This is a genomic window from Streptomyces sp. NPDC090088, from assembly GCF_044747345.1.
GTDB lineage: Bacteria > Actinomycetota > Actinomycetes > Streptomycetales > Streptomycetaceae > Streptomyces.
Genome location: NZ_JBIVDZ010000003.1, coordinates 839,310 through 851,147 on the forward strand (window position 1 = coordinate 839,310; position 11,838 = coordinate 851,147).

General features: G+C 70.8%; 8 protein-coding genes and 1 pseudogene. 2 read left to right on the plus strand and 7 right to left on the minus strand.

Annotated features, from left to right (window positions below; genetic code table 11):
- Window positions 1-42: 42 nt before the first annotated feature.
- The 6 genes and pseudogenes from ACIPSJ_RS19640 to ACIPSJ_RS19665 form a co-directional block, all read right to left on the minus strand.
- The gene (locus ACIPSJ_RS19640) at window positions 43-222 is read right to left on the minus strand and encodes a hypothetical protein (protein ID WP_355712546.1); all 180 of its coding nucleotides are present in this window, start codon (window positions 220-222) and stop codon (window positions 43-45) included.
- Between the two features lie 127 nt (window positions 223-349).
- The gene (locus ACIPSJ_RS19645; protein WP_401347237.1) at window positions 350-1,270 is read right to left on the minus strand and encodes an alpha/beta fold hydrolase; all 921 of its coding nucleotides are present in this window, start codon (window positions 1,268-1,270) and stop codon (window positions 350-352) included.
- A complete protein-coding gene (locus ACIPSJ_RS19650; RefSeq protein WP_401347240.1) occupies window positions 1,267-1,752 on the minus strand; it encodes a phage holin family protein in 486 nt (161 codons plus the stop codon). Before ACIPSJ_RS19650 ends, ACIPSJ_RS19645 begins: the two co-directional genes overlap by 4 nt.
- A gap of 51 nt (window positions 1,753-1,803) precedes the next feature.
- A pseudogene (nhaA, locus tag ACIPSJ_RS19655) lies at window positions 1,804-3,266 on the minus strand (Na+/H+ antiporter NhaA).
- A gap of 191 nt (window positions 3,267-3,457) precedes the next feature.
- Window positions 3,458-5,416, minus strand: coding sequence for an acetate--CoA ligase (gene acs / locus ACIPSJ_RS19660; protein ID WP_401347241.1), 1,959 nt, complete (start codon window positions 5,414-5,416; stop codon window positions 3,458-3,460).
- A 131-nt stretch (window positions 5,417-5,547) separates the two neighbouring features.
- Window positions 5,548-7,956: a bifunctional SulP family inorganic anion transporter/carbonic anhydrase gene (locus tag ACIPSJ_RS19665; RefSeq protein ID WP_401347244.1), complete on the minus strand. Its 2,409-nt coding sequence runs from the start codon at window positions 7,954-7,956 to the stop codon at window positions 5,548-5,550.
- A 336-nt stretch (window positions 7,957-8,292) separates the two neighbouring features.
- On the opposite strand from ACIPSJ_RS19665, the gene ACIPSJ_RS19670 reads away from it, so the two are divergent.
- Window positions 8,293-9,558 carry a hypothetical protein gene (locus ACIPSJ_RS19670; protein WP_359206133.1) on the plus strand — a complete coding sequence of 422 codons (1,266 nt, stop codon included), beginning with the start codon at window positions 8,293-8,295 and terminating at the stop codon, window positions 9,556-9,558.
- A gap of 22 nt (window positions 9,559-9,580) precedes the next feature.
- On the opposite strand, the gene ACIPSJ_RS19675 is transcribed toward ACIPSJ_RS19670, so the two are convergent.
- On the minus strand, window positions 9,581-10,561 hold the full coding sequence (locus ACIPSJ_RS19675) for an ATP-binding protein (protein ID WP_401347247.1): 981 nt from the start codon (window positions 10,559-10,561) through the stop codon (window positions 9,581-9,583).
- 100 nt (window positions 10,562-10,661) lie between these two features.
- On the opposite strand from ACIPSJ_RS19675, the gene ACIPSJ_RS19680 reads away from it, so the two are divergent.
- A complete protein-coding gene (locus tag ACIPSJ_RS19680) occupies window positions 10,662-11,486 on the plus strand; it encodes an oxidoreductase (RefSeq protein WP_355725024.1) in 825 nt (274 codons plus the stop codon).
- Window positions 11,487-11,838 lie beyond the last annotated feature (352 nt).

The window sequence follows — 11,838 nt, forward strand, 5'->3', positions numbered from 1 at the left end:
CCCCGCGGAGATCTGCGGAGATCCGCGGGGCCCCCTAGGGGGTCAGCCGCGGGTGTGGCGCAGGCGGACCGAGACCCAGCGGGCCCGGCGGCGCAGGATGCGCGGAATCCCCACCCTGAGGTCCGTGCCCGGCAGCTGCGGGGAGGCTCCTCGATGGGAGTTCAGACCGCCTGTCGTACGGCGGTTGCGGGGTGCGTCACTGTAGTCGTGCGTCCAGCCCATACCCCGACGTCTGCCCCTGCCCCAAGGTCGATAACCTCCCCCACGCCCCTCAATCGGCCTATGCGCGGGGCATGTGGCCGTTCGTAGAACAGGTGTGCAGCTCCGGATACCGGGCGCATCGGAACGGTCACCGATCCGGTTCGGGGTCTTTGAGCCAGTTGACCAGTTCGGTGGAGAACGCGACCGGGTCCTCCTCGTGCGGGAAGTGCCCGAGACCGTCGAACAGCCGCCAGCGGTAAGGCGCTTCGACGTACTCGCCGGAGCCGGCCGCGCTGCGGGTGCGGGCCACCGGGTCCAGGGAGCCGTGCAGATGCAGCGTCGGGACGCGCACCGGCCGCTTCATCCGCCGGTTGAACTGGATGCCGTCGGGACGCGCCAGCGAGCGCACCAGCCAGCGGTACGGCTCGATCGAGCAGTGCGCGGTGGAGGGGATGCACATCGCCCGCTGGTACGTCTCCACGGTCTTGTCCTCGGGCAGCCGCGGTCCGGACCAGTCCCGGATCAGCCGGCCGACCAGCGCGCCGTCGTCGGCGACGAGCTGGCGCTCCGGGATCCAGGGCCGCTGGAAGCCCCAGATGTAGGAGGCGGCGGCGGACTGCCGGCGGTCCCGCAGCATCGCCGCGCGCCAGCGCCGCGGGTGCGGCATGGACACGACCGCGAGCCGCCGGACCAGCTTGGGCCGCATCGCGGCGGCCGTCCACGCCAGATAGCCGCCCAGGTCGTGGCCGACCAGCGCGGCGTCCGGCTCGCCCAGGGAGCGGATCACGCCGGTGATGTCGAGCGCGAGGTTGGCCGGGTCGTAGCCGCGCGGGGTGCGGTCGCTGCCGCCGACACCGCGCAGGTCCATGGCGACGGCCCGGAAGCCCGCGTCGGCCAGCGCGACCAGCTGGTGCCGCCAGGTCCACCAGAACTCGGGGAATCCGTGCACCAGCATGACCAGCGGGCCGTCGCCGAGCTCGGCGATGTGGAACCGGGCGCCGTTCGCGGCGACGTCCCGGTGCGTCCAGGGGCCCTCCAGCCGTACGGCCGAGGGAGCGGGATCCGTCATGAGGTCGAGCGTGCCACAGCCTCGATGGCCGGCACGTCATCCCTGGGCAGTTCCGGACGCGGATGCGGCTTGGCGTTCTGCAGCACGCCGGCCGTCTCCTTCATCGACGCGGCCACCTTCTGCGGGCCCTTGCCCTGCTTGGCCTTCTTCGCGAACAGCACGCCGACCAGCGCGAGGACGACGGCCACCAGGACGTTCGCCGCGAAGGAGAGCAGGAAGCAGATCGCCAGGTTCCAGTGGCTCCAGGTCCGAATGCCGTACGCCAGCGCGAAGTTGAGCATCGGCAGGGAGAACAGCAGCAGCACGGCCGCCACCGTGAACGCGCCACCGCTGGTCGCGCCCCGCTTGACGTCCTGCTTCAGCTGGGCCTTGGCCAGCGCGATCTCGTCGTGCACCAGCGCCGACATCTCGGCGGTCGCCGAGGCGAACAGCTGGCCGATGCTGCGTTCGGCACCGACCGGGCTGCCGTCGGGTGCGCTCATCGCGGTCTCCCTCTGCGTACTTGTCATCGTCTTTTGTACCGTCTCGTCAGATCATGCCGGACGGCCGCCCTGCTCGCCTGCCCCGCCCGGCACTTCGACAGGCGCGTCGCGCCCGCCGGGCCCTATCCGGTGGCCTGCCGGGCCGCCTTCTCGGCGGCGATCCGGCGGTGCTCGGCGGCCTTGCGGTCGTATATCTCCGCCATCCGCAGGTGGTACGCCGGGTCGTCCTGCTCGTAGACGTCCGGGATGCCGTCGAGGTCGTCGTCCCGTTCCTCGGCCTCTACCAGCCCGCGGTAGCGGGCGTTGCGTATCTTCAGCAGCACGGTGGCGCACAGGGCCGCGATGAGCGATCCGGTGAGGACGGCGGCCTTGACCTCGTCCGTGAGCACGGTGTCGTCCGCGAAGGCCAGTTCGCCGATGAGCAGCGACACCGTGAAGCCGATGCCGGCGAGCGAGGCGACCGCGAAGACGTCGGCCCAGGCGAGGTCCTCGCTGAGCGAGGCCCGGGTGAAGCGGACGGTCAGCCAGGTGCCGCCGAAGATCCCGACCGTCTTGCCGACGACCAGCCCGAGGACGACCCCGAGCGTCTCGGGTTTGGTGAAGACGTCCGCGAGCGCCCCTCCGGACACCGCCACGCCGGCGCTGAAGAGGGCGAAGAGGGGTACGGCCAGTCCCGCCGACAACGGCCGCACCATATGCTCGACGTGTTCGCCGGGGGAGTGCTCCTCACCCTCGCGGGTGGTGCAGCGCAGCATCAGGCCCATCGCGACACCGGCGATGGTCGCGTGCACCCCGCTGTTGTACATCAGCGCCCAGACGACGACCGCGAGCGGGACGTACACGTACCAGCCGCGCACGCCCTTGCGCAGCAGCAGCCAGAAGACGGCGAGGCCGAGGACCGCGCCGCCGAGCGCGGCGAAGTCGATCCGCTCGGTGAAGAAGATCGCGATGATCAGGATCGCGAAGAGGTCGTCGACGACCGCGAGGGTGAGCAGGAAGGCGCGCAGGGCGCTGGGCAGGGACGTCCCGATGACCGCGAGCACGGCCAGCGCGAAGGCGATGTCGGTGGCGGTGGGCACCGCCCAGCCGTGGGTGTCGCCGCCGCCGGTGAGGGTGGTGAGGGTGTAGACGAGCGCCGGTACGGCCATTCCGCACAGCGCGGCGACGACCGGCAGGACGGCGGCCCTGGGGTCCTTGAGATCGCCGGCCACCAGCTCCCGCTTGAGCTCGATGCCGGCGACGAAGAAGAAGACCGCGAGCAGCCCGTCCGCGGCCCAGTGGGTGACGGAGAGGTTCAGGCCGAGGGCCTCGGGGCCGAAGTGGAAGTGGCCGACGCTCTCGTAGCTTTGCCGCAGCGCGGGGATGTTCGCCCAGACCAGGGCGGCGATCGCGGCGATCAGCAGCAGCACACCGCCGACGGTCTCGGTCCGCAGCGCGTCCGCGACGAAGGTCCGCTCGGGCAGCGAGAGCCGCCCGAGGACCTTGCGGGCGGGGCTGGTGCGGGGCGCGGACACGGGGACCTCCGGTCGGTGGGCAGGACGGAGCTACTTGCCGACCAGACTTCCCGGCACACCTTGAGGATCACGCTACTTTGCTTAGTTTACCTAAGGTGTGCCGGGAAGTGCCAGGTGAGATTCACGGTAGGCGCAAAAGGGGTGCCCGGCGCGTTTCGCGCCGGGCACCCCTCGGGCCGTGCCGCTGCGGGTCAGTCCTCGCTGGGCGCCGCCGGGAGCTTCGCCTGGATGAGGTCCATGACCGTGGAGTCCGTCAGCGTCGTGACGTCACCGAGCTGGCGGTTCTCGGCGACGTCGCGCAGCAGCCGGCGCATGATCTTGCCGGAGCGGGTCTTCGGCAGCTCCGCCACCGGCAGCACCCGCTTGGGCTTGGCGATCGGGCCGAGCGTGGCGCCGACGTGGTTGCGCAACTCGTTGACCAGGCCCTCGTCCTCGGCGTTCGCCGTGCCGCGCAGGATCACGAAGGCGACGATCGCCTGCCCGGTCGTCTCGTCCGCCGCACCCACCACGGCCGCCTCGGCGACCGCCGGGTGGGAGACGAGCGCCGACTCCACCTCGGTGGTGGAGATGTTGTGCCCGGAGACGAGCATGACGTCGTCCACCCGGCCGAGCAGCCAGATGTCGCCGTCGTCGTCCTTCTTGGCGCCGTCACCGGCGAAGTACTTGCCCTCGAAGCGGGACCAGTACGTGTCCAGGAACCGCTGGTCGTCGCCCCAGATGGTGCGCAGCATCGACGGCCACGGCTCGGTCAGCACCAGGTAGCCGCCCCCGCCGTTGGGCACCTCCTGCGCCTCGTCGTCGACGACCGTCGCCGAGATGCCGGGCAGCGGGGTCTGCGCCGAACCGGGCTTGGTCGCGGTGACGCCCGGCAGCGGGGAGATCATCATCGCGCCGGTCTCGGTCTGCCACCAGGTGTCCACGATCGGCGTCCGGTCGGCGCCGATGTGCTTGCGGTACCAGATCCACGCCTCGGGGTTGATCGGCTCGCCCACCGAACCGAGCACCCGCAGGCTGCTCAGGTCGAACTTGGCGGGGATGTCGTCGCCCCACTTCATGAACGTCCGGATCGCGGTGGGCGCCGTGTACAGGATCGTCACCCCGTACTTCTGCACGATCTCCCAGAACCGGCCCTGGTGCGGGGTGTCCGGGGTGCCCTCGTACATCACCTGTGTCGCGCCGTTGGCCAGCGGCCCGTACACGATGTAGGAGTGGCCGGTGACCCAGCCGACGTCGGCCGTGCACCAGTACACGTCCGTCTCCGGCTTGAGGTCGAAGACCGCCCAGTGCGTGTACGACGCCTGGGTGAGGTAGCCGCCCGAGGTGTGCAGGATGCCCTTCGGCTTACCCGTCGTACCGGACGTGTACAGGATGAACAGCGGGTGCTCGGCGTCGAAGGCCTCCGGCGTGTGCTCGGCCGACTGCCGCTCGACGATCTCGTGCCACCACACGTCCCGCGAGTCGTCCCAGGCCACCTCCTGCCCGGTGCGCCGCACGACCAGCACGTGCTCGATGTTGTCCACCTTGCCGATCGCCTCGTCCACGGCCGGCTTGAGCGCGGACGGCTTGCCGCGCCGGTAGCCGCCGTCGGAGGTGATGACGACCTTGGCGTCCGCGTCCTGGATGCGGGTGGCCAGCGCGTCCGCCGAGAAACCGCCGAAGACCACGGAGTGCGCGGCGCCGATCCGGGCGCAGGCGAGCATCGCGACCGCCGTCTCCGGGATCATCGGCATGTAGATCGCGACCCGGTCGCCCTTCTGGACCCCGAGTTCCAGCAGCGCGTTCGCCGCCTTGGAGACCTCGTCCTTCAGCTCGGCGTAGGTGATCGCGCGGCTGTCGCCGGGCTCGCCCTCGAAGTGGATGGCGACCCGGTCGCCGTTCCCGGCCTCCACGTGCCGGTCCACGCAGTTGTACGCGACATTGAGCTCGCCGTCCTTGAACCACTTGGCGAACGGCGGGTTCGACCAGTCCAGCGTCTCCGTCGGCTCCTTGGCCCAGGTCAGCCGACGGGCCTGCGCGGCCCAGAAGCCGAGCCTGTCAGCCTTGGCCTCTTCGTACGCCTCGGCCCCGACGTTGGCGTTCTCGGCCAGGTCGGCGGGCGGCGCGAAGCGTCGCTCCTCCCTCAAGAGGTTGGCCAGGCTTTCGTTGCTCACGACATCTCCCTTTCGAAGGGTGTCCGTTGTGTCCCAGGCCACACAGCTCATCAGACCCAGGGGTCCGGTGACAAGGGCCGTCGGAATATTGGTTTAGACCTGTCGGCTTCCGGCGGGCCCGTCGCCCCTTCTCAGGCCGGGCTGCGCAACTCCTCCGCGCCCGGCACCCCCTCGAACACCGCTCCCTCCTCGTCCCCCTCGGGCCGGCCCAGCAGATACGCCTGCGCCTCGCCCACATGGAAGTACATCCCGTGCAGCTCCAGCGCCCCCGCGGCCAGCGCCCGGGCCACCGAGTCGTGTGCCCGCAGATGCTCCAACTGCTGGACCACATTGGTCAGGCAGAGCTGCTCCACCGCGTCCGCCGGCGCCCGCCCGGCCAGCCGGACCCAGGGGCGGCTGTCGTCGGCCACCCGCGCCAGGCTCGGCTCGCCGTGCCGCAGCCACCGCCCGAGCGGGGTCGTCTCCTCCTCCCCGGACCCCGAGGTCAGCAGCGTCTGCATCGCCCCGCACCCGGAGTGCCCGCACACCGTGATGGAGCGCACCTTCAGCACGTCCACCGCGTACTCGATCGCCGCCGCCACCGAGTCGTCGCCGTTCTCCTCACCCGGAAGGGGGACCAGGTTGCCGACGTTGCGGACCACGAACAGGTCACCCGGTCCACTGGAGGTGATCATCGAGGTGACGAGCCGGGAGTCCGCGCAGGTGAGGAAGAGCTGCGAGGGCCGCTGCCCCTCGCGCGCCAGCCGGGCCAGCTCGTCCCGCACCAGGGGCGCGGTCTCGCGCTGGAACGCGCTGATCCCACGGGCGAGTTCATGCCCGGAGCCGACCGGACCGCCGTCGACCGGTGTCCCGTCGGCCGGTCTGCCGCCGACCCATCGGGTGAGGCCCGCTCGGTGGCCGTGGCCCGCGCGGTGCTCGGGACGTGGGCCGTGCTCGGGGCGGTGGCCGTACTCCGGCGAGCGGATGCCCGCGCGGCAGCCGGTGAGTTCGGCGGAGCCGCCCTGCGCGGTGTGAGCCTTGCGCCAGTCCTGCAGTGACTCGTACGCCGCGTGGTCCATGAACGAACCGTCCAGCTCCACCACGGCGTGGGCGCCTTGGGGTACGAGATGCAGGGCTCTGCTGAGCCGGGGAACCGCGAGGAACGTCAGCTGTCCTCTGACATGGACGTAGTGGACTCCTCCCTTCTCTTCACGGGTGATGCGGGTGCGGGCGAGGCGGTGCAGGGCGAGGGCGACGGCCACGGCGACCCCGAGGACCACGCCCTCCAGGACACCGAGGAGAACCACGCCGAGTGTGGTGACGGCGTACACCAGCACTTCGCGGTGGCGGGTCACCGTGCGGATGTGGTGCAGGGACACCATCTGGATGCCGACGGCCATCACCAGGGCGGCGAGCGAGGCGAGTGGGATGAGATCCAGGAGCGGGACCATCAGCAGCGCGGCGACTACTACGAGAACGCCGTGCAGCATCGTGGAGTTCCGGCTGACGGCACCGGATCTCACATTCGCCGAACTGCGCACCGCGACCCCGGCGACCGGCAGTCCGCCGAGCGCCCCGGAGACGATGTTGGCCGCGCCCTGACCGAGCAGTTCGCGGTCCAGGTCGGAGCGGCCGACCCGGGACTGCGGGCCGGTGCGCCCGGCGACCAGCTTGTCCACCGCGACCGCGCCCAGCAGCGACTGCACGCTGCACACCAGCGTGGTGGTGAGCACGGCGGCGGCGATGCCGAGCACCGGCCCCTCAGGCAGCCCCGCCAGGGCATGGCTGCTCCAGGACGGCAGGTCGACCCTCGGCAGGGTGAGCCCGGTGAGCGAGGCGGTCGCGGTGGCACCGGTGACGGCGACCAGGGCGGCCGGGACCGTGCGCAGCCGGCGGCCCAGGGCGCCGGGGATCCGGGGCCAGCCGAGCAGCAGGGCCAGGGTCAGCGCGCTCATCGCCACGGCGGCCGGGTGCAGGTGGGCCAACTGGGCGGGCAGCGCCCGGACGTTGGCGAGGACCGAACTCTGCGGGTTGCCGCCGAGCACGATGTGCAGCTGGGCGACGGCGATGGTGACGCCGATGCCGGCGAGCATGCCGTGGACCACCGCGGGGCTGACGGCGAGCGCGGTGCGGGCCACGCGCAGGCAGCCCAGGCCCAGCTGGGCCAGCCCGGCGAGGACGGTGATGCCGCAGGTGGTCCGCCAGCCGTACCGGTGGATCAGGTCGGCGGTGACCACGGTGAGTCCGGCGGCCGGGCCGCTGACCTGGAGCGGGCAGCCGCCGAGCCGCCCGGCGACCAGCCCGCCGACGGCCGCGGCGACCAGGCCGGCCTGGAGCGGGGCGCCGGTGGCGAGGGCGATGCCGAGGGAGAGCGGCAGGGCGATCAGAAACACCGCGACGGACGCGGACAGGTCGGCGCTCTCGACGCGGAAGCGACGGCGGCGCGGGGGTGCGGGCGGGCTCGGCGGCCGGCCGGTCGCCGTGGTGCTTCGGGGACTTGCGGCTCCGGCGCGGGCGAGGCCCGGGTTCTCGGGGTGGGTGGGTACGCAGGCTGATGACATGTTTCCCGTCTCCTCCGGGGCGGCGCGGTCGCGGATCAGGGGGTGCCCTCGCGGGGCGGGGGCTCGGTCGCGGCCGTGGGGCACGACGTGCAGCGGCGGGATGATTCAACGCTCGGTAAACGAATCGTAATGGTGAGTAAAGGTCAGGCATGGATTTTCCGGGCAAACGGGGCACCGGTTCACCTCGATGGGTGAAGTGGGCAGTTCATCGGCTTGTCGTATTAATCCCTCTCTCGGTCCTATGCGACCTTGGCGGCGCTGTCGGCACATACCCGGCACATCGCCAGAAAACGCCGTCACCGGCGTTCGCCGAGAGAAGGAAGAAGGTGAGCGGAATTGGCCGCCACCCAGAGGATGGCTGTCGGCGCCGTGGCCGCCGCCGCGGCCTGTGCCGCGTCGCTGGCCGGTTGTGCGAGCGGCACCAAGTCCGAGGAAGGGGCGTCCGGGCCGCAGAAAGGAGCGCCGGCGCCCCAGAGTGTGGTCCGTCTGATCGGCGACGGTTCCACCGCGTACACCGGGGCGCAGCCGCATCAGCCCCAGCCCGAGCGGCTCAAGTCCGGTGAGAAGCCTCCGCAGTTCGTGGTCTTCTCCTGGGACGGCGCGGGCGAGGACAGCCAGAAGCTGTTCTCGCACTTCCGCAAGGTCTCCAAGGAGAACAACGCGAACATGACGTACTTCCTCAGCGGCGTCTACATGCTGCCCGAGGAGAAACGTGACCTCTACCGGCCCCCGCAGCACTCGCCCGGCAGTTCCGAGATCGGCTTCAACGACCAGCAGGGCATCGCCGACACGGCCAAGCAGGTACGGCTGGCCTGGCTGGAGGGCAACGAGATCGGCACCCACTTCAACGGGCACTTCTGCGGCCCCGACGGGGGTGTCGGCGAGTGGTCGGTGGCCGAGTGGAAGAGCGAGATCGCCCAGGCCAAACGGTTCGTGGAGACCTGGAAGACCAACACCGGCATGAAGAACGCCGCACCGCTGCCCTTCGACTACGACAAGGAGCTCATCGGCGCCCGCACCCCCTGCCTGGAAGGCCAGAAGAACTTCGTGAAGGCGGCGAGCCAGTTGGGCTTCCGCTACGACACCAGTGGCGTCAACGACCAGGTCTGGCCCAAGAAGAGGGAAGGGCTGTGGGACCTGTCGATGCAGCTCGTCCCCTTCCCCGGCCACACCTACGAGCAGTTGACCATGGACTACAACTTCATGGTCAACCAGTCCGGCACCTCGACCCAGGGCGACCCCGACATGTACGACTACTGGGGCGACCAGATGCGGGACGGGCTGCTCCAGGGCTTCAACCGGGCCTACAACGGCAACCGCGCGCCGATGGTCATCGGCAACCACTTCGAGTCCTGGAACGGCGGCACCTACATGCGTGCCATCGACGAGGTCGTCCAGGACGTGTGCAACAAGCCCGAGGTGCGCTGTGTCTCCTTCCACCAGCTGGCCGACTGGCTGGACGCCCAGGACCCGAAGGTCCTGGCGAAGCTGCGCACCCTGAACGTGGGCGAGGCCCCGCGGCCGGGCTGGGCGTCCTTCCTGTCCGGCCGCCCCGCCCCGGCCCCGAAGGGGGTGCCCGGGGCGCCGGCGGTCAAGCAGTAGCGGAACCGGGGCGGCGCCTTCGTCAGGCGGGCGCCGCCACCCCCTCGCCGAGCACGAAACCGGGGTCGATCTGTGCCGCCAGGTCGGCCCCGGTGCGCTCGTTCCCCCAGGACAGGGCGTTCTTGAGATGGAAGTGGACCATCTGCCGGGTGTAGCGCTCCCAGTCCCGCAGCTCGTGGGTCGCGTCGGTGGCGATCTTGAGGGTGCGCAGGGCGCGGGCGTTGTCGTCCTCCAGGAGGTCGAACCGGGGCGGGCGGCGCTTCTCCATGGCGCGCACCCAGTCCGAGTGCCCGACCGTCACCAGCAGGTCGTCCCCGACCTCGGCGCGCAGGAAGTCCAGGTCGTCCTGTCCCTGCACCTTGTTGCCGACCACCTTCAGCACGACGCCGAAGTCCCGGGCGTACTCCTTGTACTGGCGGTAGACGGAGACCCCCTTCCGGGTCGGCTCGGCGACGAGGAACGTGATGTCGAAGCGGGTGAACATGCCGGAGGCGAAGGAGTCCGAACCCGCCGTCATGTCGACCACGACGTACTCGTCGGGGCCGTCGACGAGGTGGTTCAGGAACAGCTCCACCGCTCCCGTCTTGGAGTGGTAGCAGGAGACCCCCAGGTCGGCCTCCGTGAAGGGCCCGGTGACCATCAAACGGACGGCGCCGCCGTCGAGTTCCACCGGCCGCGCGCAGGCGTCGTACACCGCGTTCGGCTCCCGCACCCGGACCAGCCGCGAGCCCTCGCCGGGCGGGGTGGTCTTGATCATCGTCGCGGCGGAGGCGATCCGCGGGTTGTGGCCCCGCAGGTAGTCCTTGATCAGGGAGAGCCGCTCGCCCATCGCGGGCAGTGCCGCCGACTCCGCCTCGTCGAGGCCGAGCGCGGGGCCCAGGTGCTGGTTGATGTCGGCGTCGACGGCGACGACCGGCGCGCCGCCGGCCGCGAGATGGCGGATGAACAGGGAGGAGAGCGTGGTCTTGCCGCTGCCGCCCTTTCCGACGAAAGCAATTTTCATGTTCACGAAGGGTAGTCGGGTGATAGCTGTATGTGTCAGATGGAGTGAAGAAGACCACTCCTTCGTGGAGGGGGAGGGCGGGGTGCGTAGGGTCGTACTCATGAGTACGACAGGTGCGACCGCCGATCCGCTCGCGGCGCTGGGCTCGCTGCCCTCCGTGGCCGAGTCCGTGGAGTCCGTGCGCAAGGCCGTGGACCGGGTCTACGGCCACCGGGTCATGCGGCGCCGCAGCAACGCCGTCACCTCCGAGGCCGCGCTGCGCGGCGCCCGGGGCAGTGCGGCGCTCTCCGGTGCCGACTGGGCGCTGGAGGAGGTCCGCCGGCGCTCCGACTTCGGTGTCGACGAGGACGCGCGCGTGGTGGGTGCGGCCCTGCGGCTGACCGCGGAGGCGGGCCAACTGCTCTCCGTCTGGCGGCAGTCGCCGTTGCGGGTCCTGGCCCGGCTGCACCTCGTGGCCGCCGCGACCGACGGCGACGAGGTCGGGCGCCCGCGGCAGGCCGGCGAGACCGTCGACGAGCCGCTGATCGAGCTGCCGCTGCCGGGCGCGGCCGAGGTGTCGGGCCGCCTCGAAGGGCTGGCCGACCTGATCATCGCGGGGACGGAGGCGCCCGCGCTGGTGACGGCCGCCGTGGTGCACGGCGAGCTGCTCGCGCTGCGCCCCTTCACCTCGTACAACGGGCTGGTCGCGCGGGCGGCCGAGCGGATCGTGCTGATCGGCAGCGGCCTCGACCCCAAGGCGATCTGCCCCGCCGAGGTCGGCCACGCCGAGCTGGGCCGCGCCTCCTACCTGGCGGCTCTCGACGGGTATGTCTCCGGCACTCCGGAGGGCATGGCGGCCTGGATCGCGCACTGCGGCCGGGCGGTCGGGCTGGGCGTGCGCGAGTCGACGGCGGTGTGCGAGGCGCTCCAGCGCGGAGCGGCCTGAAACCGGCGCGGGAGGGCCCCGGAAAAGGGTTGCGGCGGTACGAGGAGTCGTACCGCCGCTGGCATGTTCACCGGGTTACCAAGCGTCCTCGATGTGTTGCCCATCAGGTCGGGTGCTTTGCCCGTCACCTGGTGCGGCTGGCCCGTAATCGACGGGTCGACGTCGCGTGGGTGCTCGGTGTTCATGCTGGGTCCGTGGGGCCGAATGCGTTTTAAAGGTGATCCTCTCGGATGTCCTTAGGTCTCGCGGGCCGCTAACCCCTTTGTACTGCAAGCCCCGAGCAAGCGGAACCCCTGCCTGCAGTTCTTTACTTTTAGGTTCAAAGACGCACCAAAAGGGCGCCGTTAGGCCG